22 protein-coding genes, 1 tRNA gene and 1 pseudogene are annotated in these 23,326 nt (G+C 71.1%); 6 read left to right on the top strand and 18 right to left on the bottom strand.

Annotated elements, in window-relative coordinates:
• Positions 1–79: 79 nt before the first annotated feature.
• Entirely contained in the window at positions 80–1,144 is a 1,065-nt protein-coding gene (locus ACQP03_RS04025) for a LacI family DNA-binding transcriptional regulator (protein ID WP_357124613.1), read from the top strand.
• 73 nt (positions 1,145–1,217) lie between these two features.
• Positions 1,218–2,843, top strand: a complete 1,626-nt coding sequence (locus tag ACQP03_RS04020; protein WP_363661272.1) for a glycoside hydrolase family 13 protein — start codon at positions 1,218–1,220, stop codon at positions 2,841–2,843.
• A gap of 180 nt (positions 2,844–3,023) precedes the next feature.
• On the opposite strand, the gene ACQP03_RS04015 is transcribed toward ACQP03_RS04020, so the two are convergent.
• The 6 genes and pseudogenes from ACQP03_RS04015 to ACQP03_RS03990 all read right to left on the bottom strand — a co-directional run.
• Positions 3,024–3,461 (bottom strand): hypothetical protein, encoded by a 438-nt coding sequence (locus tag ACQP03_RS04015; RefSeq protein WP_089017805.1) that lies wholly within the window; start codon positions 3,459–3,461, stop codon positions 3,024–3,026.
• Between the two features lie 86 nt (positions 3,462–3,547).
• On the bottom strand, positions 3,548–3,925 hold the full coding sequence (locus ACQP03_RS04010; RefSeq protein ID WP_357398673.1) for a GntR family transcriptional regulator: 378 nt from the start codon (positions 3,923–3,925) through the stop codon (positions 3,548–3,550).
• Positions 3,926–3,933: 8 nt separating this feature from the next.
• Positions 3,934–4,857 carry a YhjD/YihY/BrkB family envelope integrity protein gene (locus tag ACQP03_RS04005; protein WP_357124603.1) on the bottom strand — a complete coding sequence of 308 codons (924 nt, stop codon included), beginning with the start codon at positions 4,855–4,857 and terminating at the stop codon, positions 3,934–3,936.
• Positions 4,858–4,936: 79 nt separating this feature from the next.
• Positions 4,937–5,464 carry a 2'-5' RNA ligase family protein gene (locus tag ACQP03_RS04000; protein ID WP_357124707.1) on the bottom strand — a complete coding sequence of 176 codons (528 nt, stop codon included), beginning with the start codon at positions 5,462–5,464 and terminating at the stop codon, positions 4,937–4,939.
• 68 nt (positions 5,465–5,532) lie between these two features.
• Positions 5,533–6,558 carry a tryptophan--tRNA ligase gene (gene trpS, locus ACQP03_RS03995; RefSeq protein WP_357124600.1) on the bottom strand — a complete coding sequence of 342 codons (1,026 nt, stop codon included), beginning with the start codon at positions 6,556–6,558 and terminating at the stop codon, positions 5,533–5,535.
• A gap of 189 nt (positions 6,559–6,747) precedes the next feature.
• Positions 6,748–7,722, bottom strand: a pseudogene (locus ACQP03_RS03990) (hemolysin family protein); the annotation flags it as partial.
• Positions 7,723–7,892: 170 nt separating this feature from the next.
• On the opposite strand from ACQP03_RS03990, the gene galE reads away from it, so the two are divergent.
• Positions 7,893–8,876, top strand: coding sequence for a UDP-glucose 4-epimerase GalE (galE, locus tag ACQP03_RS03985; RefSeq protein WP_357124594.1), 984 nt, complete (start codon positions 7,893–7,895; stop codon positions 8,874–8,876).
• A 54-nt stretch (positions 8,877–8,930) separates the two neighbouring features.
• Positions 8,931–10,100, top strand: coding sequence for a galactokinase (gene galK / locus ACQP03_RS03980; RefSeq protein WP_433460302.1), 1,170 nt, complete (start codon positions 8,931–8,933; stop codon positions 10,098–10,100).
• Between the two features lie 134 nt (positions 10,101–10,234).
• Here galK and ACQP03_RS03975 read toward each other — a convergent pair whose 3' ends face one another.
• The 9 genes from ACQP03_RS03975 to ACQP03_RS03935 all read right to left on the bottom strand — a co-directional run bounded on the left by ACQP03_RS03975 (position 10,235) and on the right by ACQP03_RS03935 (position 18,234).
• Positions 10,235–11,548, bottom strand: coding sequence for a sulfate adenylyltransferase subunit 1 (locus tag ACQP03_RS03975; RefSeq protein WP_357124588.1), 1,314 nt, complete (start codon positions 11,546–11,548; stop codon positions 10,235–10,237).
• Entirely contained in the window at positions 11,548–12,459 is a 912-nt protein-coding gene (cysD, locus tag ACQP03_RS03970) for a sulfate adenylyltransferase subunit CysD (protein ID WP_357124584.1), read from the bottom strand. Before cysD ends, ACQP03_RS03975 begins: the two co-directional genes overlap by 1 nt.
• A 65-nt stretch (positions 12,460–12,524) precedes the next feature.
• The gene (locus ACQP03_RS03965) at positions 12,525–13,355 is read right to left on the bottom strand and encodes an inositol monophosphatase family protein (protein ID WP_357124581.1); all 831 of its coding nucleotides are present in this window, start codon (positions 13,353–13,355) and stop codon (positions 12,525–12,527) included.
• 134 nt (positions 13,356–13,489) lie between these two features.
• Positions 13,490–14,080, bottom strand: coding sequence for an aminoacyl-tRNA hydrolase (gene pth / locus ACQP03_RS03960; protein WP_357124578.1), 591 nt, complete (start codon positions 14,078–14,080; stop codon positions 13,490–13,492).
• 90 nt (positions 14,081–14,170) lie between these two features.
• Positions 14,171–14,869: a 50S ribosomal protein L25/general stress protein Ctc gene (locus ACQP03_RS03955; RefSeq protein ID WP_357124575.1), complete on the bottom strand. Its 699-nt coding sequence runs from the start codon at positions 14,867–14,869 to the stop codon at positions 14,171–14,173.
• 311 nt (positions 14,870–15,180) lie between these two features.
• Positions 15,181–16,161 (bottom strand): ribose-phosphate diphosphokinase, encoded by a 981-nt coding sequence (locus ACQP03_RS03950; RefSeq protein ID WP_355048964.1) that lies wholly within the window; start codon positions 16,159–16,161, stop codon positions 15,181–15,183.
• 57 nt (positions 16,162–16,218) lie between these two features.
• The gene (gene glmU / locus ACQP03_RS03945) at positions 16,219–17,721 is read right to left on the bottom strand and encodes a bifunctional UDP-N-acetylglucosamine diphosphorylase/glucosamine-1-phosphate N-acetyltransferase GlmU (RefSeq protein ID WP_433461129.1); all 1,503 of its coding nucleotides are present in this window, start codon (positions 17,719–17,721) and stop codon (positions 16,219–16,221) included.
• Positions 17,722–17,888: 167 nt separating this feature from the next.
• A tRNA-Gln gene (locus ACQP03_RS03940) sits at positions 17,889–17,960 on the bottom strand.
• A 52-nt stretch (positions 17,961–18,012) separates the two neighbouring features.
• Positions 18,013–18,234 (bottom strand): hypothetical protein, encoded by a 222-nt coding sequence (locus ACQP03_RS03935; RefSeq protein WP_357171845.1) that lies wholly within the window; start codon positions 18,232–18,234, stop codon positions 18,013–18,015.
• A 126-nt stretch (positions 18,235–18,360) separates the two neighbouring features.
• On the opposite strand from ACQP03_RS03935, the gene ACQP03_RS03930 reads away from it, so the two are divergent.
• Entirely contained in the window at positions 18,361–19,326 is a 966-nt protein-coding gene (locus ACQP03_RS03930) for an acyl-CoA desaturase (protein ID WP_357124565.1), read from the top strand.
• 223 nt (positions 19,327–19,549) lie between these two features.
• Complete coding sequence (locus tag ACQP03_RS03925; protein WP_357124562.1) at positions 19,550–20,236, top strand: TetR/AcrR family transcriptional regulator; 687 nt, start codon at positions 19,550–19,552, stop codon at positions 20,234–20,236.
• An 8-nt stretch (positions 20,237–20,244) separates the two neighbouring features.
• On the opposite strand, the gene ACQP03_RS03920 is transcribed toward ACQP03_RS03925, so the two are convergent.
• From ACQP03_RS03920 to ACQP03_RS03910, 3 genes are all read right to left on the bottom strand, one after another.
• Entirely contained in the window at positions 20,245–20,721 is a 477-nt protein-coding gene (locus tag ACQP03_RS03920) for a DUF4383 domain-containing protein (RefSeq protein WP_357124559.1), read from the bottom strand.
• 225 nt (positions 20,722–20,946) lie between these two features.
• Complete coding sequence (locus ACQP03_RS03915; protein ID WP_357124556.1) at positions 20,947–21,402, bottom strand: DUF4383 domain-containing protein; 456 nt, start codon at positions 21,400–21,402, stop codon at positions 20,947–20,949.
• A 103-nt stretch (positions 21,403–21,505) separates the two neighbouring features.
• Positions 21,506–23,311, bottom strand: coding sequence for an ABC-F family ATP-binding cassette domain-containing protein (locus tag ACQP03_RS03910; RefSeq protein ID WP_357124553.1), 1,806 nt, complete (start codon positions 23,309–23,311; stop codon positions 21,506–21,508).
• Between the last annotated feature and the right edge of the window lie 15 nt (positions 23,312–23,326).

Below are 23,326 nucleotides of genomic sequence, written 5' to 3'. Positions count from 1 at the left end.
CGCTCGTATGTTGCGGGGACGTTAGCAAGACGTTGCAGACAATGGAAGGGCTTGCAGAGCACCCCGCAAGAACTTGCCGATGGACTACAGTGCCGCCATGCGCGCTCGACTGTCCGACATCGCCCAGCAGGCCGAAGTCAGCGAGGCCACGGTGTCGCGGGTGCTCAACGACCGCCCCGGCGTGGCACCGGAGACCCGGCAGGCCGTTCTCACCGCCCTCGACGTACTCGGCTACGAGCGCCCGGCGCGACTGCGCAAGCGCAGCGCCGGCCTGGTCGGCCTGGTGGTGCCGGAGCTGGACAATCCGATCTTCCCGGCGTTCGCGCAGGTCATCGAGTCGACACTGGCGCAGAGTGGGTTCACCCCGGTGCTCTGCACCCAGACCGCCGGCGGCGTGACCGAGGACGAGTACGTGGAGATGCTGCTGGACCGGCAGGTCTCCGGAATCGTCTTCGTCTCCGGCCTGCACGCCGACACCGCCGCCAACCACGACCGCTACCGGGCGCTGATCGCCCGGCCGCTGCCGGTCGTAATGATCAATGGGTACGTCCCCGACGTCGCGGCGCCCTTCGTCTCCTGCGACGACCGGGAGGCCGCCGACCTGGCGGTGGCCCACCTCGTCGCGCTGGGACACCGGCGGATCGGCCTGATCACCGGCCCGGACCGGTTCGTGCCGGTGCGGCGCAGGGTGGCCGGCTGGCGGGCGGCGATGACCCGGCTGGCCGGCGTCGCCGAGGCGGATCTCGGCCCGCTGGCCGAGCTGACGCTGTTCGGTGTGGAGGGTGGCGAGGCGGCGGCCGGCCGGCTGCTCGACCGTGGTGTGACCGGGCTGGTCTGCGGCTCCGACCTCATGGCGCTCGGCGCCGTGCGGGCGGCCCGGCAACGCGGCCTGTCCGTTCCGGGAGACCTCTCGGTGGTCGGCTACGACGACTCGCCGCTGATGGCCTTCACCGACCCGCCGCTGACCACCGTGCGGCAACCGGTCACCGCGATGGCGGTGGCGGCGGTCCGGGCCCTGGTGGACGAGATCAACGGGCACGGCGCCCCGCACTCCGAATACCTGTTCCGCCCCGAGTTGGTCGTCCGCGGCTCCACGGCGGTGGCCCCGGCCGCCGTGCGGTTTCCTTACGCAAGATCTGCTTGACTCTTGCAAAGGCGGCCGGCATATTGCTCGCACAGCCGCGCCCGAGCCTGAGACAGACGGGGAAACATCACCAATGACCGTCAGCACCACCATCACCCTGCCCCGCACGGACGACGACTGGTGGCGCTCCGCGGTCGTCTACCAGGTCTACGTGCGCAGCTTCGCCGACAGCAACGGAGACGGCGTCGGCGACCTGGCGGGCATCCGGGAACGCCTGCCGTACCTCCGCGACCTCGGGGTGGACGCGCTCTGGCTGACCCCCTTCTACACTTCGCCGATGGTCGACGGCGGGTACGACGTCGCGGACTACCGGGACGTCGACCCGATGTTCGGCACACTCGCCGACTTCGACGCGATGATCACCGACGCGCACAGCCTCGGCCTGCGGATCATCGTCGACCTGGTGCCCAACCACACGTCCAGCGCGCACCGCTGGTTCGTCGACGCCCTCGCCGCCGGTCCCGGCTCGCCCGAGCGGGCCCGCTACCTCTTCGCCGACGGCAAGGGCGCGCACGGCGAACTGCCCCCCAACGACTGGGAGAGCATCTTCGGCGGCCCCGCCTGGACCCGGATCGCCGACGGCCAGTGGTACCTGCACCTGTTCGACCCGGCCCAGCCGGACCTGAACTGGCGGCACCCGGAGGTTCGCGCCGAGTTCGAGGACGTGCTGCGGTTCTGGCTGGACCGGGGCGTGGACGGCTTCCGCGTCGACGTGGCCCACGGCATGATCAAGGCCGAAGGGCTGCCGGACGTCGGCTTCAGCACGGCGACGACCGGGCAACGCCAGGTCGAACTACTCGGCAAGGGTCGCCTGCCCTACTTCGACCAGGACGAGGTCCACGAGATCTACCGCGCGTGGCGGCCCATCCTGGACAGCTACCCGGGCGGCCGGATGGCGGTCGCCGAGGCGTGGGCCGAGACGCCGGAGCGGCTGGCCCGCTACATCGGCCCGGACGAGCTGCACCAGGCGTTCAGCTTCGACTTTCTCGACGCCACCTGGTCGGCCGACTCGTTCCGCAAGGTGATCGACACCGCCCTCGCCGAAGCGACGGTGGTCGGCGCGCCCACCACCTGGGTGCTGTCCAACCACGACAAGCAGCGGCACGTCACCCGCTACGGCGACGGCCCCGACGGGCTGCGCCGGGCCCGTGCCGCCAGCCTGCTGATGCTCGCGCTCCCCGGCTCGGCCTACCTCTACCAGGGTGAGGAGTTGGGCCTGCCCGAGGTTCTCGACCTCCCCGACGAGCTACGGCAGGATCCGGCGTTCCTGCGTACGGGTGAGAGCCGCGACGGCTGCCGGGTGCCGATTCCGTGGAGTGGAGAGCTGGCGCCGTACGGCTTCGGGCCGGCCGGCAGCGAGCTGAGCTGGCTGCCCGCCCCGGCGACCTGGCGCGCCCTGTCGGTCAGCACGCAGGCCGGCGCCCCGGGCTCGACGCTGGAGCTGTACCGGACGGCCCTGCGCATCCGCCGCGAGCACCCGGCGCTGGCCGCCGACGCCGGCGAGGTCACCTGGTCGCAGACCGAGCCGGGCGTGTTGGCGTTCTCCCGCGGCGCGGGTGACACCGTGCTGACCTGCGTCGTCAACCTCGGCGCAGCGCCCGTGGCACTCGACGGGTACGGCACGCCGGTCGTGGCGAGCGCGCCGCTCACCGACCACCTGTTGCCCGTCGACGCGGCCGCCTGGTTCGAACGGCGCTGAGCGGGTAAGCCAATCTCGACCTGGTCGTCCGTCGTGCCCCGCGCCAACGGGCGACTGGGCTGCCGACCCCTTGTGGTGGGGGGTGAGGTGCACCGGCGCCACGCGGAACGGATTCCGCGCGGCGCCGGTGCTCGTGTGACGCCCGTGGTGCGCTCCGGCCCCGGGCCCTGACCCGCCGCGTCACTTCGCGGTGAGCAGCGCCGCGATCCGGGTGAAGCCGGCGCGCACCTCGGCCTCGTCCGGTGGCTCGGCGGGCTCGCCGTGACCCGCCTCGTCGGCCGCCGCGTCCAACTCCTCGTCGATCACGTCCTCGAAGTCTCCGTACAGGTCGGCCCCCTCGACCTGCCGGGCCTCGTCCTCGGCGGCCACCTGCGCGGCGGCGATCTCACTGCGGATCTCGTCGGCCGACAGCGCCGGCAGCAGCGGTTCCACCACGGCCATCAGCTGCTCCTCGGCCACCACCGCCTCGGCCAACGCCAACGCGTGTGGCCGTTCGTACGGCCCGCAGACCACCGGCTCCCACTCGTCCAGGTCACCGAGCGGCCCGAAGGTGATGATCCACGGCAGGCCGAGCATCGGCGAGTCGGCCGGCAGGTCCAGTGTCATGAGTGCGCCCACGGGCTCATCATGGTCCGCGAACGTGAGCGCCGGTGCCGTTCTGCTCAGTTACCGCCCGTCCGGCGGTCGATGAGAGACCGGTCGGCTCAGTCGTGTCGGGTGGCGTCCAGGGCGGCCCGCACGAGAGCGACAGCACGATCCGGGGTCACGCCGAGCCGCCGCGCCTCGGCGGCGTAGTCGACGGCGAACCGGTGCAGCCGGTCGACGGCGTCGTTCCGCCCGGGAGCGACGAAGGTGCCGTTGCGTCCCCGGGTCTGCAACAGGCCAGCCGCCTCCAGCTCCCGGTAGGCCCGCGCCACCGTGTTCGCGGCCAGTCGCAGGTCGGCCGCGAGCTGCCGGACGGTGGGCAGGCGGCTGCCCACCGGCAACCGGCCGTCGCCGATCAGCTCGGCGAGCTGCACACGCACCTGCTCGTACGGCGGCACCGGCGAGTCCTGGTCGACGGTGATCAGCACGTCGGACATCTCCACCCTCACCCCGCACCGCCCGGGGCGCCGGGGTCGGTGTCCTCGTCGACATCCACCACGGGGGCGCCCGCCGCCAGGTCTACCACGCGCCCACTCCGGCTGGTCGCGAGCAGCGCCGCGCCGAACAGCACCAGTTGGTTCAGCAGGTAGAGGTAGAGCAGCAGACCGACCGCACCGGCCACCACGGTGTACGCCGGGTTCCGCTCGGTGCGCACCACGTAGTACCGCCCGAGCGTGTTGAGCAGCGTGATGCCGACCGCGACCAGCAGCACCACCGGACGCAGCCGGGACCGGCTCATCCGCAGCCGGGGCACCGCGAGCAGCAGCGCGGTGGCGAGCACCGCGTTGACCAGCACGCTGAGGACGGCGCTGACGGTGGTCAGGCCGACCGACCCGGTGCTGCGCAGCAGAAAGCGCAGCAGGGATTCCAACGCGTCCACCGCCGCCACGGAGAGACCGAGCAGCACGAAGACGCCGATCATCACCCCGAGGTCGACCAGCCGCCGGACCACGAGGTTGCCGGGCTGCTGGTTGAGCGCGTACATGAGCCGCTGCGAGGAGCGGATCGCCTCCACCCAGCCGATCCCGGTGAACACGAGGATGACCAGGCCGACCACACCGACCGTGCCGCTGGAGTTTGCGATCTGCTGCGCGTCCAGGAACGGCAGGTTCTCCTTCAGGAACCCGGTCGCCGCCTCGCTGACCTCGTCGTTGTCCTCCAGGATTGCGCCGAAGACGGAGTACGCGACCAGGGCGAGAGCGAAGACGGCGAAGAAGCCGTAGTACGCGATCGCCGCGGCGAGCCTTCCTGCCAGCACGTCGGCGTAGAGCGTCCCGGCACGCCAGACGTGGTCGAACAGGCCCGACCGGGCACGCGCGGCACCCACCCAGCGGTCGATGCCCGCCTCGATCCGGCCGATCACGTTCACGCGATCATCCTCGCCGATCTCCCGCCGCCGTCCCGGCAACCAGTACAAGACCGCTCGCCAGCCGGCGCGCCGCCGAACGTCAGTCGCCGAGGCGGAAGTCCCGGCGGGGCTGCCACCGGGCCGGCCCACTGTGCGAGAACAGGGTGAACGCGTCGACCTCGAACATCGCGGAGAAGTCGGCCAGATCCTCGTACACCTTGTCCAACGCCTCCGGAGCGACGTCATGCGCGACGGTGACGTGCGGATGGTACGGGAAGCGGGTCTGGCGGTGCAGACCCGGCGCGGCCGCGATGGCCGCGGCCAGCAACTCGCATTCGCTGATGCCGGCGGCCACCGCGACGAACACCACCTGCGTCACCGGCCGGAACGTGCCGGTCCCCCGCAGGTGCAGCGTGAACGGCAGATGCGCGGCGGCCACGGCGGCGAGGTGCCGCTCGATGCCCGGCAGCACGTCGGTCGGGATCTCGGTCGGGCCGAGCAGCGTCACGTGCGCGGGCACCGCGAGGGGATCACCCGCCTCGACCCGTCGCCGGGTGAGCTGTGCCCCCCACGGCTCCGGGATGTCCACCGCGATGCCGATCTGCACGGTGTCGCCCGGCGGGGGCATCCCGCCGCTGCGATCCACGCTCCGTGCCGCCACGTCGGCCACCGATTCGCCCACCCGTCCCCGCAGCGCTATTCGCCGCGCACCGGCGGGAAGAAACCGACCCGCTCGTACGCGGACCGCAGCGTCGCGCCGGCCACGGACCGGGCCTTCTCCGCCCCGGCGGCGAGCAGCTTGTCCAGTTGGGCGGGGTCGTCGAGGTACGTGCGCGTGCGCTCCTGGATGGGACGGACGAACTCCGCCACCTGATCGGCCAGCTCCTTCTTGAGGTCGCCGTAGCCGCGACCGGCGAACGCGGACACCAGGTCGTCGATGCCACGCCCGCTGAGCGCCGAGTAGATGGTCAACAGGTTGGACACGCCCGGCTTGGTCTCGGCGTCGAAGACGATCTCCCGACCGGTGTCGGTCACCGCGGAGCGGATCTTCTTCGCCGAGCGGGCCGGGTCTTCCAGCAGGTCGATGATGCCGGCCGGCGAGGACGACGACTTGGACATCTTGGCCGTCGGGTCCTGCAGGTCGGTGATCTTCGCGGTGTCCTTGACGATGTGCGGCGCGGGGATCGTGAACGTCGCGCCGAACAGCGAGTTGAACCGCTGGGCCAGGTCGCGGGAGAGTTCCAGGTGCTGACGCTGGTCCTCGCCGACCGGCACCGCGTTGGCCTGGTAGAGCAGAATGTCGGCGGCCTGCAGGACCGGGTAGGTGAACAGCCCGACGCTGGCCCGCTCGTTGCCCTGCTTCTGCGACTTGTCCTTGAACTGCGTCATCCGGCTGGCCTCGCCGAAACCGGTGATGCAGCCGAGCACCCACGCCAGCTGCGGGTGCTCGGGCACCTGCGACTGTACGAACAGGGTGCTGCGGTCCGGATCGATACCGACCGCGAAGAGCTGGGCGGCCGCCACCCTGGTCCGCTGGCGCAGCACCGCCGGATCGTGACCGGCGGTGATCGCGTGCAGGTCCACCACGCAGTAGAACGCGTCGTGGGTGTCCTGCAGGGCCACCCAGTGCCGCACGGCTCCCAGGTAGTTGCCGAGGTGGAACGAGTCGGCCGTCGGCTGGATGCCGGAGAAGACGCGGGGTCGCTCGGGAACGTCGGGCATGGCGATAATTCTGTCAGCAAGCATGCGGAGCCGTCATGACGGGCCGGCGCGTCGGCCCCGGCCAGCCGGTGTCGGGGCGCTGACCTCGCGTGGCCCGCTCGTCCCCGGCCGTGGACCCGGCCCGACCGCGGTGCCCCGCTGCTGTCCCGCCGCGCCCCGGTCCGCCTCGCGCTGATGGCTGACGGCGGGATCGCGCCGCTGCTCCGGCATCCGGGCCGCCGTCACCGCGAGCCGGGCGACCCGGCGTCCGTCCAGGGCCAGCACGCGCAGGAGCCAACCGTCGGCCGGTGCCGCCGGATCGGGCCCGCCGCCGTCGGGCGGCTCGCCGGGCACCGGCACCTCGTCGCCGGTCAGCGGCAGGCGGCCCAGGACTGCCATCACGTACCCGCCGACGGTCTCGTACGGACCGGCGGGGAGCGCCACACCGGTCCGCTCGGCGAAGTCGGCGAGGTTGAGCCGGCCGTCGACCACGGCCGGCAGGCCGACGTGGCTCGGGTCGGGCGGCCTGCCGTACCCGTCGTGGATCTCTCCGACGAGTTCCTCGATCAGGTCCTCCAGGGTGACGATGCCGGCGGTTCCGCCGTACTCGTCGACCACCACCGCCAGGTGGTGCCCTTCCCGGCGCATCTCGGTCAGCGCGGCCAGGACCCGCTTGCTCCCCGGCACCTGCTTGACCTCGCGGGTCAGCTCGCCCACCGTGGCGCAGGGGTCGGCGTCCGGACGGAGCAGCACGTCCCGCAGGTGCACGAACCCGACCACGTCGTCCTGGGTGCCGTCGGTGACCGGGTACCGCGAGTGCGTCTCGGCCCGTACCAGCCGGGCGGCCTCGGCGATGGTCAGCCGGGCCGGCAGGAAGACCACCTCGGTACGGGGCATCATCACCTCGCGGACGAGACTCGCCCCGGCCACCAGCACCTCGTCGATGATCCGCCGCTCGTCCGGGTCGAGCACCGTGTTGACCGCCACGAGGTCCCGCAGCTCGGCCTCGGAGATGCGTTCCCGGCCGGCCGCCGGGCCGGTACCGAGCAGATCGGTGACGAGGCGGGTCGCGCCGTCGGCGGTGCGCACCAGCACCCGGGCGACGGCCCGCGCGAGCGGCCCGGGGTCACGGCGGGACCGTTTCCGCACCCGCCGCCGGAGCCCGGAACGGGCTGCTTCCCGCATGAAAGAGATGGTAGACACCGGGTGCCCGCCGCACCGGAGATGTGCGGCTCTGTTTAAACGTGAGAGATTATGATGGAATGGCGTGCGGCGCGATCCACACCGCTCCCGAGCGCCGCCGTAGGGTGATCACCAAGGGCCACGTCCCGGCGGGCCAGGCAGGAGGCAACGACGTGAAACTGCTCGTCACCGGGGGTGCCGGCTTCATCGGCAGCGTGGTGACCCGGATGCTGCTCGACGCCGGCCACCAGGTCGTCGTCCTGGACGACCTGCGCACCGGTCACCGCGAGGCGCTCGCTCCGGACGCGACGCACGTCGAGGCGTCCATTCACGACGCCGCCCAGGTCCTCACCCCCGACGCCGGCTTCGACGGGGTGCTGCACTTCGCCGCCCTCATCGCCGCCGGCGAGTCGATGGTGAAACCCGAGCTGTACTGGGAGAACAACACGGTCGGCACGCTCGCCCTGATCAACGCGGTCCGGGCCGCCCGGGTGCCCCGGATGGTCTTCTCCTCCACCGCCGCCGTCTACGGCAACCCCACCGAGCTGCCGATTCCGGAGACCGCGGTCAAGGCGCCCACCAACACGTACGGCGCCACCAAGCTCGCGGTCGACATGGCGCTCACCTCCGAGGCCGACGCGCACGGGCTGGCCGCCGTGTCCCTGCGCTACTTCAACGTGGCCGGAGCGCACCTCGCCGGCGACGTCGCACTCGGCGAGCGGCACGACCCGGAGACGCACCTCATCCCGATCGCCCTGGAGGTCGCCGCCGGCCGGCGGGAGAAGCTCCAACTCTTCGGCGACGACTACCCGACCGTGGACGGCACCTGCGTACGCGACTACATCCACGTCGCCGACCTCGCCCGCGCGCACCTGCTCGCGCTGGACGCCGCCACCGCGGGTCAGCACCGCATCTACAACCTCGGCAACGGAAACGGCTTCACCAACCGCCAGGTGGTCGACGTGGTCCGCGAGGTCACCGGCCACCAGCTCCCGGTCGAGGTCGCGCCGCGCCGCGAGGGCGACCCGGCCGAACTGGTCGCCTCCTCCGCGCTGGCCCGTGACGAGCTGGGATGGGTGCCGCGCAAGCCCACCCTGCACGACATGGTCGGCGACGCCTGGGCCTTCTACCGCGCCCACGTCCTGGAGCAGTCGTGAGCCCGCCGAGTGAGCCGGGTGTGCGAGCCCCGCAGTGCCGAACAAGGAGGCACCATGACCAGCCCCACCGGTGACGTCGCCGAGCGGGCCGCCGCCGGCTTCACCGACCAGTACGACGCCTCGGCCGCCGGCCTCTGGGCCGCGCCCGGTCGGGTCAACCTGATCGGCGAGCACACCGACTACAACGACGGGTTCGTGCTGCCGTTCGCGCTTCCCATGCGTACCGTGGTCGCCGCCGACCGGCGGGACGACGAACGCTGGACGGTCTGGTCCGAGCTCTCCGACGAGACGATCACCTTCGAGGCGGACGACGTGGCCGAGCCCGGCCGGGTGACCGGCTGGGGCGCGTACGTGGCCGGGGTGGTCTGGGCGCTGCGCGACGCCGGCCACGCGGTGCCCGGCGCCCGGCTGGCCATCGCCTCCGACGTGCCGCTGGGTTCCGGGCTCTCCTCGTCGGCCGCGCTCGAGTCCGCCGTGCTCGCCGCCCTGCTCGACCTCGCGGGGCTGGAGCTGCCCGCCGAACGACAGCCCCGGCTGGCGCAGCGGGCGGAGAACGTCTACGTGGGCGCGCCGACCGGCATCATGGACCAGTCGGCGGTGATCCGCTGCCGCGCCGGGCACGCGCTCTTCCTCGACTGCCGCGACGAGTCCGTGGAGCACATCCCGTTCGACCTGGACGCCGCCGGGCTGACCGTGCTGGTCGTCGACAGCCGCGCGCCGCACCGGCACGCCGATGGTGAGTACGCCGCCCGCCGCCGCTCCTGCGAGGCCGCCGCCAAGGCGCTCGGGGTGCCCGCGCTGCGCGACGTGACCGTCGACGAGCTCGACGCCGCCCTGGCCCGGCTCGACGACGCCGAGACCCGGCGCCGGGTCCGGCACGTGGTCACCGAGGACCAGCGCGTGCTCGACACCGTCGCGCTGTTGCGCGCCGGCCGGGTCCGGGACATCGGCCCGCTGCTCACCGCCTCGCACGTCTCGATGCGCGACGACTTCGAGATCACCGTGCCGGAGATCGACACGGCGGTCGAGGCGGCGCTGTCGGCCGGCGCGTTGGGCGCGCGCATGACGGGCGGCGGATTCGGTGGCTGCGTCCTCGCCCTGGTCGAGACCGACCGAGTCGAAGCGGTAGCCGACGCAGTCAGGCTCGCCTACGCCGAGCGCAACTACCCGGCCCCCACCACGACCCCGGTCCTGCCCTCCCCCGGCGCAACCCGCCTCCCCTAACCCCACCCACCCCACCCCACCACCCCACCCCACCACCCGCGTCCAGCCCGGTGATCAAGAGGTTCGCGTCAGAATCTGCGCGATTTCTGACGCGAACCTCTTGATCAACACGACGTGGGGTGGAGGTTTGAGGGTTAGGCGGCTTCGACGATCATGGCGGCGCCTACCGTGCGGTTGGTGGTCTCGTCGATGATGACGAAGCCGCCCGTCGTACGGTTGCGGCGGTACTCGTCGGCCAGCAGCGGCACCGTCGTGCGCAGCCGGACCCGACCGATCTCGTTGAGCCGCAGCTCGTCCGCCGACTCATCCCGGTGCAGCGAGTTGATGTCCAACCGGTAGTGCAGCCCGCGCACGATCGCCCGTGCCGAACGGGTGGTGTGCTTGATGGCGTACCGGCCACCGACCCGCAGCGGGGCCGTCTCGTCCATCCAGCAGACCATCGCCTCGATGTCCTGGGCGACGGCGGGCGCGTTGTTCGGCCGGCAGATCATGTCGCCCCGGGAGATGTCGATCTCGTCGGCCAGCCGTACCGTCACCGACATGGGCGGGAACGCCTCCGCGACCGGCCCGTCGGCGGTCTCGACGGCGGCGATCCGGCTGGTGAAGCCGGACGGCAGCACCATCACCTCGTCGCCCGGTTTGAGCACACCCGACGCGACCTGACCGGCGTAGCCGCGGTAGTCGGTGACCGTGGTCGACTGCGGACGGATCACGTACTGCACCGGGAACCGGACGTCGACCAGGTTACGGTCACTGGCGATGTGCACCCGCTCCAGGTGGTGCAGCAGCGACGGGCCCTCGTACCACGGCATGTTCTCCGACCGGGCCACGATGTTGTCGCCCCGCAGCGCGGAGATCGGCACCACGGTCAGGTCCGGTACGTCGAGCTTCGCGGCGAACGCGGTGAACTCGTCGGCGATCCGCTCGTAGACCTCCTGCGACCAGTCGACCAGGTCCATCTTGTTGACGCACAACACCAGGTGCGGCACCCGCAGCAGCGAGCAGAGGAACGCGTGCCGGCGGGACTGCTCGACCAGGCCCTTGCGGGCGTCGACCAGGATCAACGCCAGGTCGGCCGTGGAGGCGCCGGTGACCATGTTCCGGGTGTACTGGATGTGCCCGGGAGTGTCCGCGATGATGAACTTGCGCCGGGGCGTGGCGAAGTAGCGGTACGCCACGTCGATGGTGATGCCCTGTTCCCGCTCGGCGCGCAGGCCGTCGGTGAGCAGCGCGAGGTTGGTGTACTCGTCGCCCCGGGCCGCGCTGACCGCCTCCACCGCCTCCAACTGGTCGGTGAAGAGCGACTTGGTGTCGTACAGCAGCCGGCCGATCAGGGTCGACTTGCCGTCGTCCACGCTGCCGGCGGTCGCGAACCGCAGCAGGTCCATCGCCCGCGCCTCGGGCGCGGTCTCGGTGCCGGCGGCCGGGGCCACGATCTCGGTGCTCATCAGAAGTAGCCCTCCCGCTTACGGTCCTCCATGGCGGCCTCGCTGACCCGGTCGTCACCACGGGTCGCGCCCCGCTCGGTGATCCGGGTGGCCGCCACCTCCTCGATGACCTTCTCCACGGTGTCCGCGTCCGAGCGGACCGCCGCGGTGCAGGAGGCGTCGCCGACGGTGCGGTACCGCACCTGGGCCTTGAACCGCTCCTCGCCGGCGCGCGGCCGGAAGAACTCGTTGACCGCGTAGAGCATGCCGTCGCGCTCGATCACCTCACGCTCGTGGGCGTAGTAGATCGACGGCAGCGGGATGCGCTCGCTGGCGATGTAGTGCCAGACGTCCAGCTCGGTCCAGTTGGACAGCGGAAAGACCCGGATCGACTCGCCCGGGTGGTGCCGGCCGTTGTAGAGCGACCACAGCTCCGGGCGCTGGTTCTTCGGGTCCCACTGGCCGAACTCGTCGCGGAAGCTGAACACCCGCTCCTTGGCCCGCGCCTTCTCCTCGTCCCGGCGGGCGCCGCCGAACAGCGCGTCGAAGCGGTGCTTCTCCACCGCGTCGAGCAGCACGGGCGTCTGGATCCGGTTGCGCATGCCGTCGCCGGACTCCCGGACCATGCCGCTGGCGAGGGCCTCCGGCACGCTCGCCACCACGAGCTGCAACCCCAGCTCGGTGACCCGCTGATCGCGGTACTCCAGCACCTCGGGGAAGTTGTGGCCGGTGTCGACGTGCATGACGGGGAAGGGGATGTTGGCCGGAGCGAACGCCTTCTGCGCCAACCGCAGCATGACGATCGAGTCCTTGCCGCCGGAGAAGAGCAGCACCGGACGTTCCATCTCGGCGACAACCTCACGCATCACGAAGATGCTCTCCGCCTCAAGAGCGTCCAGGTGGGAGACGCGGTAGGCCGCGGGGGAGGTCATGACACTCGCTCGCTCATCCGATTTCCAGACCTTTCCGGTCGGACATGTCAAGAAGTGCGCTCAGGCTACCCGGAATGCCTCTGCAGCGCTGCAAGCAACCGGCTGGCGAGATCCTTGCGACAGACCAGCAGGTCCGGCAGGCGCGGATCCGCCTCGTTGTATCGAAGCGCAGAACCGTCGATCCGGGAAGCGTGCAGTCCGGTGGCCGTCGCCACAGCGACCGGCGCCGCCGAGTCCCACTCGTACTGCCCGCCGGCATGGATGTACGCGTCCACCTCGCCGGTCACCACCGCGGCGATCTTCGCCCCGGCGGAACCCATCGGCACCAGGTGCGCGCCCACATCCTCGGCCAGGTCGGTGAGGAACACCGGCGGTCGACTCCGACTCGCCGCCAGCCGGATCTTGCGCTCGCCGGCGGTCGCCGCCTCGACCGTCATCGGCGGGTACGCCGGCGGATAGTCGGTGCCCAGCACCCGGTGCTGCGCCGGCAACCCCACCGCACCGGCGACCAGCCCGTGCGGGCTCGGCGCGCTCCGCGCCCAGAGCGCCACGTGCACCGCCCAGTCCGAGCGGCCCTCCTCGGCGAACTCCCGGGTGCCGTCCAGCGGATCGATGATCCAGACCCGGTCCGCGGTCAGCCGGGACACCGCTCCCGCGTTCACCTCTGCCGCCCAGGCCAACCGCGAGCCCTCGTCCTCCTCGGAGAGCACCGCGTCCCCCGGCCGCCACCGCGCCAACTCCGTGCGGATCAGGTCGTGCGACACCTTGTCCCCGGCCGACTTCAGCGCCCCGGTGTCCGAGAAGCCCAACTCCGTACGCAGGTCCAGCAGCGCCTGACCGGCCCGGGAGGCCAACCACCGGGCGAACGCCCCGTCGATCATCGGAGGACTGCCCATCTGCCCGCTCCCGTCGCCTCGCCGCGGCCGTGCCCGCACGCACCGATCGGCCGCGACCCGCGTCGCCGGTCACGGCACGCCGAAAGGCGCAGACTACCGGCCCGGCGTTTCCAATCCGGTACGCACCGCCCGACTCAACCCCCGTGATACAGGTTCTGGGTCGGCTCCACGCCCTTGACGATCACCGACTCCACCACGTCGGCAGCCCGGTCCACCAGGAAATCGAGCTCCTTGCGCTCCGCCGCGCCGAAATCCGACAGCACGTAGTCCGCCGGATCCTGCCGCCCCGGCGGGCGACCCACCCCGAACCGCACCCGGACGTAGTCCTTGGTGCCCAACGACTTGGACATCGACCGCAGGCCGTTGTGCCCGCCCTCGCCGCCACCGAACTTGATCCGCACCTGGCCGAACTCGATGTCCAGCTCGTCGTGCACCGCGACCACCTGCGCCGGGGGCACCTTGTAGAACTGCGACAGCGCCGCCACCGGCCCACCGGAGAGGTTCATGTACGTCAGTGGCTTCACCAGCACCAGCTTCGGACCACCGAACCCCAGCCGCCCCTCGGCGACCTCGGCCACCGCCCGCTTGTGCCGACCGAACCGCGCGCCGACACGCCCCGCCAGCAGCTCGGCCACCATGAACCCGACATTGTGCCGGTTCCCGGCGTACTCCCGCCCCGGGTTGCCCAGGCCGACCACCAGCCACGGTCCCGCCTCGTCCGTCACGATCCGCCCCTCAAACGTCTGCGCCGACTCCCGATACACCGACAGGCGCCCCCGAAGCTCGGGGACGCCTGCCAGCAGAGTACGAACCGATCAGGCCTCGGTACGCGCCTCGGTGTTCTCGTCGCCCTCGGCGGCCGGGGCGGAGTCCGCGCCCTCGGAGCCCTCGGTGGTCTCGCCGACCTCGGCCTCGGCCTCGTCGGTGGCCGTCTCGACCTCGGGCAGCGTCGCCTCGAGCTGCTCCGCCGTCGGCGCGGCGGTCACCGAGGCGACCGGCAGCTCCGAGTCGGCGGCCAGCTCCACGCCGGAGGGCAGCTCGACGTCGGCGGCGGTGATCGTGGTGCCCGCCTCGGCGCCCTCGATCGACGCCTCCAGGTGGTCCGGCACCTTGGTGGCGTCGGCGGTCACCGAGAGGGTGTCGTGGTCGTGCACGATCAGGGTGTCCTTCGCGGCCTCACCGGTCAGCTGGACCGGGACCTCGACGGTGACCTTCTCGCCGCGGCGGACCAGCAGCAGGTCCACGTGCTCGAAGGTGTCCTTGATCGGGTCACGCTGGATCGCCTTCGGCAGCGCCAGCACCTGGGTGCCGTCGGTGATGTCGATCGCGAAGAGCTGGTTGGCACCACCCTTGCGGATCGCGGCGGCGAACTCCCGCGACGGCAGCGCGATGTGCTTGGGCTTCTCGCCGTGGCCGTACAGCACGGCGGGCACCTTGCCGGCCCGGCGGGTACGACGGGCACCACCCTTGCCGAACTCGGTGCGGGGCTCGGCGCTGATCTTTACCTCGGACACGGGGAAACTCCTGATGCTTCGCTGCGGCGGCTTGTCGTCTGGCGGTGCTGGGGCGAGGGGCTCGCTGGGGCTCATGCGTCATGAACGACTGCCCGGAGCACCGCGTCGATGACGGTGCCTCCGTGCGGCGCTCTTCAGCGGCCCGCCGGGCACCCTCGCCGTGGCAACCGCACCAGTCTACCCGAGCCAATTCCCAGGTTTCCGGCAGTCCCCGGTCACGGCGCCGGACTGATCCGCCGGCGGTGTTGCCCGCTGGCGGATCAGCCCGTTTCGACCAGTTTGTCAGCTTTGCCCGCCGGACCTGGCCCGGTTCAGCTCAGACCACCGAACAGGGTGGTCACCGAGCCGTCGTCGAACACCTCGCGGATCGCCCGCGCCAGCAGCGGCGCGATCGACAGGACGGTCAACTTGTCGAGCTGCTTCTCGGGCGGCAACGGCAGCGTGTTGGTCACCACGACCTCGCTGATCGGGCTGTTCTTCAACCGCTCCGTGGCGGGGTCGGACAGGAGCGCGTGGGTGGACGCCACCACGATCTCCGCCGCCCCCGACTCCTTGAGGATGTCCGCCGCCTTCGTGATCGTCCCACCCGTGTCGATCATGTCGTCGACGATCAGGCAGACCCGACCCTCCACCTCACCGACCACCCGGTTAGCCACCACCTGGTTCGGCTTCATCGGGTCACGGGTCTTGTGGATGAACGCCAACGGGCAGCCGCCCAGCCGGTCGGTCCACCGCTCGGCCACCCGCACCCGGCCCGAATCCGGCGCCACCACGGTCATCGGCCGACCCGCGTACCTGTGCTCCACGTACTCGGCGAGCACGTCCATCGCGAAGAGGTGATCCACCGGCCCGTCGAAGAAGCCCTGGATCTGCGCGGTGTGCAGGTCGACCGTGAGGATCCGGTTCGCACCGGCGGTCTTCAGCAGGTCCGCCACCAGGCGAGCCGAGATCGGCTCCCGACCACGGTGCTTCTTGTCCTGCCGCGCGTACGGGTAGAACGGCAGCACCACGGTGATCCGCTTCGCCGAACCGCGCTTCAACGCGTCGACCATGATCAGGGTCTCCATGACCCAGGTGTTCACTCCGTGCGTCACGGACTGCACCACGAAGGCGTCCGAACCACGCACCGAATCCTTGAACCGTACGAAGATCTCGCCGTTGGCGAACTCGTACGCGTCAGCCGGCGTCGGTGCCACGCCGAGCACCTCGCCGATCTCCTTGGCCAACTCCGGGAAACCCCGTCCGGAGAAGAGCATCAGGCTCTTGCGGTTTTCGGCGACGATGCTGCCCATGGGCCCGTCTGCTCCCGTTTGTCGGCGGTTCCCGGCCCGGTGGTGGTGGGTCGGGGACTATTCGGTTGCAGTATCTCCCGCGCCGGACGCACCGCCCACCGTCTCGGCCCGCCCGTGCATTGCCTCACTGTCACTTGCGGTCCCGGTCGCCTCCGACGCACCCTTCGCGTCGCCGGATCGCTGCGCACCCTTCGCGTCGCGGGCACGCTGCGCGGCCTCGGCCGCCGCCGTACCGGCCCGCCGCATCACCACCCAGCCCTCGATGTTGCGCTGCCGCGCTCGGGCGACACCCATCGCGCCCGGCGGCACGTCGTCCACGATCACCGAACCGGCCGCCGTGTACGCGCCGTCGCCCACCTCGACCGGCGCCACGAACATGTTGTCCGCGCCGGTCCGGGCGTGGCTGCCGATCACCGTACGGTGCTTGTTGACCCCGTCGTAGTTCACGAAGACCGACGCGGCGCCGATGTTGCTCTGCTCGCCGATCGTCGCGTCACCCACGTAGGTCAGGTGCGGCACCTTCGAGCCCGCCCCGATCTCGGAGTTCTTCACCTCGACGAACGTGCCGACCTTCGCCTTGTCGGCGAGGCGCGCGGCAGGCCGCAGGTACGCGTAGGGCCCGACGCTCGCGCCCGCGCCCACCTCGGCGCCGACCGCGTGGCTGCGCACCACCGACGCGCCCTCGCCGACGATGGTGTCGACCAGCGTGACGTCCGGCCCGACCAGCGCGCCCGCGCCGACCACCGTGGCACCGCGCAGCTGGGTGTTCTGGTCGACCACCGCGTCGCGGTCCAGAGCCACCGTCACGTCGATCCAGGTGGTCACCGGGTCGAGCAGACTCACTCCGGTACGCATCCACGCCTCGTTGACCCGATCGCGCAGCAGCCGGCGCAGCGACGCCAACTCCACCCGGTCGTTGCAGCCCAGCGTCTCGACATGGTCGACGGCCACGTGCACCGCGACCGGCTCGCCGGCCGAGCGGAGCAGGCCGAACACGTCGGTCAGGTACTCCTCGCCCTGGTCGTTGTCCGTGGAGAGCTTGCCCAGGGCGTCACGCAGCCGGACCGCGTCGAAGGCGTAGATGCCGGCGTTGATCTCGCGGATCGCACGCTGCGCCGCGTCGGCGTCGCGCTCCTCGACGATCTGCTCCAGCCGGCCGTCGGCGTCCCGGACGATCCGCCCCAGCCCGGTCGGGTCGGGCACCTCGGCGGCCAGCACGGTGGCCGCCGCGGCGGCCTCCTCGTGCGCGGTCACCAACGCGCCCACCGTCTCCGGGCGCAGCAACGGCACATCTCCGTTGATCACCACGACCGTGCCGGCGCCCTCCGGCACGGCGTCCAACGCGATCCGCACGGCGTGCCCGGTGCCGAGCTGCTCGGCCTGCAGCACGGGCGTGGCGTCGGGGGCGATCTCGGTGAGATGCGCACGAACCTGGTCGGCGCCGTGACCCACCACGACGACGGTCCGGTCGGCGGCCAGCGGCGCTGCCGCGCTCAACACGTGGCCCAGCAGGGTACGACCGAGCAGGGGGTGCAGCACCTTGGGCAGCGTCGACTTCATCCGCTTGCCCTCACCGGCGGCAAGTACGACGACGGTACGAAGGTGGGGCTGGGGCACGACGTGGCTCCCGTCGGGACGGCGGACACTCTCGCGGCCATGCTAACCACGAGGCCCGGCACGGTTCCCTCTTACCCCCAGGAGAACCCAAAGCGGACTTTCAGGGATAGCTCGGCCGCCAGGGTTCGAACCTGAAATACGGGTACCAAAGACCCGGGTGTTGCCAATTACACCACGGCCGATCGCATCGTCAAGAAGGACGACGCGGCAGGATGCGCATCCCGCCGCTACACCTTAACGCCCGACCTCGTCGACGCCAGCACTCATATCCCTCATGATCCCCTCGATCATCCACGACGTTCGGGCACCGCGCCCCCGTCCGCGGCGATGGCGGCCCCCGCTCAGAAGACGTTGGAGACGGTTGCGCCCGATGCCGCGGCGGTTGAAAATCCGCGCGACGGAAAGCTGTTCAACGGGGCGTACGCGAGGCACCTCGACGGCGAGCAGATCGGTCATGACCAGCAGTTTGGTACGGGCGTGCGACGGTTCTTCGAAAGTTCCTCGTGCGATCTACCGGGCCGTAAGTTACGGTGACGTAGGCGTAGGTTAGTGATCTTTTCCCCGTCCCCCCTGCGAGGTGTCATGTCCACCACCGTGCTCGAACCCAACACCACCGGCCCCGGCCCGAAACCGCTCACCGACGGCACCCAGTCCTCCGGGATCCTGGCTGCCCTGTGGGCGTTCGTCGTGATCCCCTTCGTCGCGCTGCTGGTCGCCGTGCCCGTCGCCTGGGGCGGCTGGCTGGGCTGGACGGACGTGATCATCGGCCTGGTCTGGTACGTGGTCTCCGGGCTCGGCATCACGGTGGGTTTCCACCGCTACTTCACGCACGGCTCGTTCAAGGCCAAGCGGTGGCTGCGGGTGACCCTGGCGGTCGCGGGTTCGCTGGCGGTGCAGGGCGAGATCATCCAGTGGGTGGCCGACCACCGGCGGCACCACGCGTTCTCCGATCTGGAGGGTGACCCGCACTCGCCGTGGCGTTTCGGCACGAGCGTCTGGGCGCTGACCCGGGGCCTGTTCCACGCCCACGTGGGCTGGCTGTTCCGCCGCGAGCTGTCCAACCGGGAGCGTTTCGCTCCGGACCTGATCGCCGACCGGGACATCAGCCGGGTGGACCGGCTCTTCCCCGCGCTGGTGGTCATCTCGCTGCTCGGCCCGGCGCTGATCGGGGGCCTGGTGACCTGGTCGTGGCAGGGCGCGCTCACCGCGTTCTTCTGGGCCGGGCTGGTCCGGGTAGGCCTTCTGCACCACGTCACCTGGGCGATCAACTCGGTCTGCCACGTGTACGGCGAGCGTCCGTTCGCGATGCGTCAGGGCGACCGCGCGTCGAACTTCTGGCCGCTGGCGATCCTGTCGTTCGGTGAGAGCTGGCACAACCTGCACCACGCCGACCCGACCAGCGCGCGGCACGGTGTGCTGCGGGGTCAGGTGGACATCTCGGCGCGGGTGATCTGGTTCTTCGAGAAGGTCGGCGCGGCGTCGCAGGTGCGCTGGCCGAAGCCCGAACGCCTCGCGGCCAAGCTCGTGAAGCCGGTCGCACCCCAGTAAACCGGGCGGTGCCACGGCGGGTCGCCTGGCAGGATGGCCGGATGACCGAGCGACGCGGGGGGACCGGACGGCTCGGCGGACGAGGGCCGCGCCCGATCCGGGTACGGTCGCACGGCACGGCAGGGCGGTCGGGGCCGCCCGCCAGTGAGGCGACGACGTGAACGGGCACAGCGGAGACACCATTCCACGGCAGGGCGTGACGGAGCGCCAGCGAGGCGGCGACATGCCCGAGGTGACTGACGAGCCGGCCGGCCGGCGGCCGGCACCGGCCGCGGCGGCGAAACCCAAGTCCACCTCCCGGGTACGGATGTCGGCGGCGCAGCGTAGGGAGCAGTTGATCGCGATCGGCAGGCAGCTGTTCGCCGAGCGCGGTTTCGACGCCACCTCGATCGAGGAGGTGGCGGCCCGCGCCAAGGTCTCCAAGCCGGTGGTCTACGAGCACTTCGGCGGCAAGGAAGGGCTCTACGCGGTCGTGGTCGACCGGGAGGTCCGGGCCCTGCTGGACCGGATCACCACAGCGCTGACGGCGGGGCATCCGCGGGAGTTGTTGGAGCAGGCGGCGATGGCCCTGCTGGGCTACATCGAGGAGGAGACGAGCGGGTTCCGGGTGCTGGTCCGCGAGTCGCCGCTGATGTCCGGCACGGCCACCTTCAGCAGCGTGATGAACGACGTCGCCCACCAGGTCGAGCACATCCTCGGCGCCGAGTTCAAGAGCCGGGGGTACGACCCGAAGCTGGCCGAGCTCTACTCGCAGGCGCTGGTGGGCATGGTCGCGTTGACCGGCCGCTGGTGGCTGGAGGTGCGCAAGCCGCGCAAGGAGACGGTGGCGGCGCACCTGGTCAACATGGCGTGGAACGGGTTGTCGCACCTGGAGGCGAAACCCACGCTGATCACCGCCCGCCGGCACTGACCCCGGTCTCAGCTCCGGTGCGCGTCTGCCACCGGGTGTTTGCGGCGTTCCAACTCCGCCTCGGCGTGCTCCGACGGGCCGACCTTGTCGTAGAGGCCGGTGCCGAGCAGGATCAGACCGAACAGCATCGACACGATCACGGTCGACATCGAGAAGTTGAGGAAGTTCGCGTCGGTCTGCAGCACGGACATCATCAGGATGCTGGTCACCAGGAACACCACCCCGGCGGTGAGGTTCATGTAGTGGCCGAGGTTGGTGCGCCGGGACGCCCCGATGATCAAGACGACTCCGAAGACCACCGAGGCGAGCGAGAAGGCCAGGTTGGTCCGTAGCCCGAGGGCCCAGGTGCTGCTGCGGGCGAAGAGCGGGTCACCGATCGTCTCGGCCACCCCCCAGACGCCGAAGACCAGGATGTACACGCCGATCAGCCCGGAGAGCACCCGGTAGAGCGGCCGTGCCGGATGGTTGACCGGAAAGTGCGGCATACCCGAGACCCCATCCACCTGAGTTCGACCGTTTCAGGAGGATTGTCACCCAGGGCAGACCCGGCTGTCCGAAGAACCAGGAAGCCGGAACGGTCCGCCGAATGGCTGGACCAGGTCAGGTTTTCGCCGGAGCCCGAGCTGCGCAGGGATCAAGCCTGACCGCCCGGAGCAGCTCGGGCTCCGGCGAAAACCCACGGCCGCAACCACGAAAGCGAGCAGAAAGCCTCAGAGAACGAGCCGAGCCTTCTGGAACGCCTCCGCCTCCTCGTCCGTGCCGACCTTGCCGTACATGCCGGCCATGAGCAGCACCAGGGAGGCCGACAGCAGCACCATCACCGTGACGACGCTGAAGTTGAAGAGGTTGGCGTCGGTACGGATGAACGCGAGACCGCCGAGGCCGATCACCATCAGGGCGTACGCGAGCCACTGGTTGACCGCCACGTCGATGTTGCGGCCGAGCGCGGCGCCGACCAGGACGACGAGCCCGAGCAGCACGCTGAGCAGCGAGAAGCCGAGGTTGGTGCCCTGACCGAGGACTCGGGTGTCATCCTGCGCGAGGACCTCGTTGCCGGCGCTCGCGATGATGCCGAGCACACCGAAGACCACCAGGTACAGACCGGTCAGCCCGCCGATCGCCCGGTAGATCGGCCGCGCGGGGTGGTTGATGGGGGTGTGCGCCATGTCTGGGTCTCCAACGCCGTGGGGTGAGGTGTCGCCGATGATTGTCCCGCATGTGCCGGTGTGACGCCGCACACGGCCCCCGCGCCGGCGTGCCCGGGGCAGGTCAGCCCTCGGGCAACTCCTCGGCCAACGTCATCCAGCTCTCCTCGATCCGTTCCCGTTCGGCGCGCAGGTCCTTGAGCTGGGTGTCCAGCTCGGCGACCCGGGCGTAGTCGGTGGCGTCGGCGGCGAGTTGGCCGAGCAGGGTCACCTCGCGCTGGTCGAGCTTGCCGAGTTGCCGTTCGAGGCGGGTGAGCTCCTTGCGGCCCTGGCGTACCTCGGCGGCGGACATGCCGCTCGTGGCCGGGCCGGTGGGCGCGGCGGTCGGGGTGCCGCCCGCCCGGGTGGAGCCGGCCCGCTCGGCGGTCCGGGCGAGGTACTCGTCGACGCCACCGGGCAGGTGCACCAGCCGGCCGTCGCCGAACATCCCGTACGCGGTGTCGGTGACGCGTTCGATCAGGTAGCGGTCGTGGCTGGCCACGATGATCGTGCCCGGCCACGAGTCGAGCAGGTCTTCGAGCGCGGCCAGGGTGTCGGTGTCCAGGTCGTTCGTCGGCTCGTCGAAGAGCAGCACGTTGGGCTCGCCGGCGAGCAGCCGCAGCATCTGCAGACGGCGACGCTCACCGCCGGAGAGGTCGCTGACGGGCGTCCAGAGCCGGCGGTCGTCGAAGCCGAAGACCTCGGCGAGCTGTGCGGCGGAGACCTCACGGTCGCCGAGCTGCACGCGCCGGGCGACCTCCTCGACGGCTTCGAGCACCCGCAGGTGGCCGGGCAGCTCGACGAGTTCCTGGGACAGGAACGCCGGGCGGACAGTGGAGCCGGTGGTGAGGCGGCCGCCGTCGGGCCGGGTGATGCCGGCGAGCATTCGCAGCAGCGTGGTCTTACCGGCGCCGTTGGCGCCGAGGATGGCGATCCGGTCACCGGGGCCGATCAGCCAGGTGGCGTCACGCAGAATCTCCTTCGGGCCGGCGTGCAGCTCGACGTCCGTGAGCTCGTACACCTGCTTTCCGAGGCGGGAGACGGCCATGCGCTGCAACGACATGGTGTCGCGGGCCGGCGGCACGTCGGCGATCAGCGCGTTGGCCGCGTCGATGCGGAACTGCGGCTTGGAGGTGCGGGCGGGTGGGCCACGCCGCAGCCAGGCGATCTCCTTACGGAGCAGGTTCTGCCGGCGGGCCTCCACGGCGGCGGCGACGCGTTCCCGCTCCACGCGGGCGAGGGTCCAGGCGGCGAAGCCACCCTCGTATGCGCGGACGGTCTGGTCGGCGACCTCCCAGGTGGTGGTGCAGACTGCGTCCAGGAACCACCGGTCGTGGGTGACCACGACGAGGGCGCCCTTGCGGCCGACCAGGTGCCGGGCCAGCCAGTCGACACCGCCGACGTCGAGGTGGTTGGTGGGCTCGTCGAGGATCAGCAGGTCCGAGTCGCGCACGAGCAGCGCGGCGAGCGCCACCCGCCGCCGTTCGCCACCGGACATCGGGCCGACCGGCTGGTCGAGGCCGAGGTGCGGCATGCCGAGGCCGTCCAGGATGTTGCGGACACCGGCGTCGCCGGCCCACTCGTGCTCGGCGCCCATGCCCTCGCCCAGCCAGGCGGTGCCGAGCACCACGTCCCGGACGGTGGCCTCGGGGGCGAGGGTGAGCTGCTGCGGCAGCCAGAGCACGCGCAGGTCGCGACGGTGGGTGACCCGACCGTCGTCGGGGTCCTCCTGCTTGGTGAGGAGCCGCAGCAGGGTGGACTTGCCGGCGCCGTTGAGGCCGACCACACCGATCCGGTCGGCGTCGTCCAGGCCGAGCGAGACGTCCGTGAGCAGCCGCCCGGCGGCGCCGTACCCCTTGGACACCCGGTCCAGATTGACGATGTTGGCCACGTTCCACCCTTCAAG

Origin of the sequence: Micromonospora sp. CA-248212 (genome assembly GCF_050948405.1) — a bacterium.
Lineage (GTDB): Bacteria > Actinomycetota > Actinomycetes > Mycobacteriales > Micromonosporaceae > Micromonospora.
This window is presented reverse-complemented; position numbering and strand designations above follow the sequence as displayed.

What these genes read in the sequence shown, in the direction of transcription:
- ACQP03_RS03950 (WP_355048964.1), bottom strand. Translation starts at nt 16,161, where the DNA reads ATGGGCAGCATCGTCGCCGAAAACCGCAAGAGCCTGATGCTCTTCTCC.
- glmU (WP_433461129.1), bottom strand. Translation starts at nt 17,721, where the DNA reads ATGAAGTCGACGCTGCCCAAGGTGCTGCACCCCCTGCTCGGTCGTACC.
- ACQP03_RS03930 (WP_357124565.1), top strand. Translation starts at nt 18,361, where the DNA reads ATGTCCACCACCGTGCTCGAACCCAACACCACCGGCCCCGGCCCGAAA.
- ACQP03_RS04000 (WP_357124707.1), bottom strand. Translation starts at nt 5,464, where the DNA reads ATGCCCCCGCCGGGCGACACCGTGCAGATCGGCATCGCGGTGGACATC.
- ACQP03_RS03935 (WP_357171845.1), bottom strand. Translation starts at nt 18,234, where the DNA reads ATGACCGATCTGCTCGCCGTCGAGGTGCCTCGCGTACGCCCCGTTGAA.
- ACQP03_RS04020 (WP_363661272.1), top strand. Translation starts at nt 1,218, where the DNA reads ATGACCGTCAGCACCACCATCACCCTGCCCCGCACGGACGACGACTGG.
- trpS (WP_357124600.1), bottom strand. Translation starts at nt 6,558, where the DNA reads ATGCCCGACGTTCCCGAGCGACCCCGCGTCTTCTCCGGCATCCAGCCG.
- ACQP03_RS04010 (WP_357398673.1), bottom strand. Translation starts at nt 3,925, where the DNA reads ATGTCCGACGTGCTGATCACCGTCGACCAGGACTCGCCGGTGCCGCCG.
- ACQP03_RS03920 (WP_357124559.1), bottom strand. Translation starts at nt 20,721, where the DNA reads ATGCCGCACTTTCCGGTCAACCATCCGGCACGGCCGCTCTACCGGGTG.
- galK (WP_433460302.1), top strand. Translation starts at nt 8,931, where the DNA reads ATGACCAGCCCCACCGGTGACGTCGCCGAGCGGGCCGCCGCCGGCTTC.
- ACQP03_RS04025 (WP_357124613.1), top strand. Translation starts at nt 80, where the DNA reads ATGGACTACAGTGCCGCCATGCGCGCTCGACTGTCCGACATCGCCCAG.
- ACQP03_RS03975 (WP_357124588.1), bottom strand. Translation starts at nt 11,548, where the DNA reads ATGAGCACCGAGATCGTGGCCCCGGCCGCCGGCACCGAGACCGCGCCC.
- ACQP03_RS03925 (WP_357124562.1), top strand. Translation starts at nt 19,550, where the DNA reads ATGCCCGAGGTGACTGACGAGCCGGCCGGCCGGCGGCCGGCACCGGCC.
- cysD (WP_357124584.1), bottom strand. Translation starts at nt 12,459, where the DNA reads ATGACCTCCCCCGCGGCCTACCGCGTCTCCCACCTGGACGCTCTTGAG.
- ACQP03_RS03915 (WP_357124556.1), bottom strand. Translation starts at nt 21,402, where the DNA reads ATGGCGCACACCCCCATCAACCACCCCGCGCGGCCGATCTACCGGGCG.
- ACQP03_RS03965 (WP_357124581.1), bottom strand. Translation starts at nt 13,355, where the DNA reads ATGGGCAGTCCTCCGATGATCGACGGGGCGTTCGCCCGGTGGTTGGCC.